Source organism: Neobacillus bataviensis LMG 21833 (genome assembly GCF_000307875.1).
Lineage (GTDB): Bacteria > Bacillota > Bacilli > Bacillales > Cytobacillaceae > Neobacillus > Neobacillus bataviensis.
This window is the reverse complement of sequence record NZ_AJLS01000083.1, coordinates 1-1,015: the sequence shown is the minus strand read 5'-3', so window position 1 is coordinate 1,015 and position 1,015 is coordinate 1. Positions and strand designations below refer to the sequence as shown.

Here is a 1,015-nt window from a genome sequence, read left to right as displayed (position 1 = left end):
TTGCAGAAGTGTCAGAGTTGGTGAAAACTTTCATTGCCAGTAGCTGTGCTTCTGGCGCAACTCCGACAACAGACTTGGCTGGATCGTCACCTGTCCCGTTAGCACCGATGATCCCAGCAACATGCATGCCGTGTTGTTCGTCAACCGTATCATCTGTAATGGTGTCGTTATTATCAGCGTAATTAAACCCATATGGCACTTTTGAATTAAAATAGCGGCCATGCTTGGCGGTATCAGTGAATTTTTCAACATCAGATTTGGTTAGTTTAACGTCTTTATCATCGCTTAGCCGCATGTCTTTATGTGTTGGATCAATGCCACTGTCAATAACCGAGACAACTGTGCCTTCACCTTTATATTTGTAATTGGACCATACGGCTTGCACATTCGCCATCGAGTTTGCCTTAGCATCAGTCGGATAATAAACTTTCGCCAATGTGACTGTTTTAACTCCGGCAATTTGTTTCAGTTTAGGGATATCAACAACCCTAACTTTAGTTGAAAAGCCGTTAACGACATAGCCATAACTTTCACCGGCAGTTTGTTGGGTGACTTGTTCAACAGCTGCTTTAACGCTTGCCTGAGCCGCGATCACTTTATTGGTCTCCTGCTGAATCTCCGCCGTGCTGGAGTAATCAGTTCTTAAAGTGCCGTTTTCAGAGGCAGGCGCTGCGCTCATTTGAACAATGACGTCAACATAAATATCTTGCTGCTGAACTTTATTCAGCTTATTGTAATCAATACCTTTAGCCGCCAACTGTGTAGCAATCGCTTGATTCGTTGTCGCTGCGGTTGTGTCAGTGGCCGCTTGCTTAGCAGTCGCAGCCGTCACCGTATTTGCGAGTGATGATCCCTTAGTTTGCTGCGAGATAGCCGCCTTTGCTTGGATTTCGCCGACTGGCAAGACAGCCAGCGCCCCTAAAGCGACTGTACCGGCTAACAAGATCGATAGCCCTTTCTTTTTCCTTTGCATCCAATATCCTCCACTTTCCAAAAGTTTCATAACCAAATCAAA

1 protein-coding gene is annotated in these 1,015 nt (G+C 45.4%); it reads right to left on the bottom strand.

The window, feature by feature from the left end:
* A partial coding sequence (locus tag BABA_RS12840; protein WP_157273177.1) for a S8 family serine peptidase occupies positions 1-973 on the bottom strand: 973 nt, incomplete at its 3' end.
* Positions 974-1,015 lie beyond the last annotated feature (42 nt).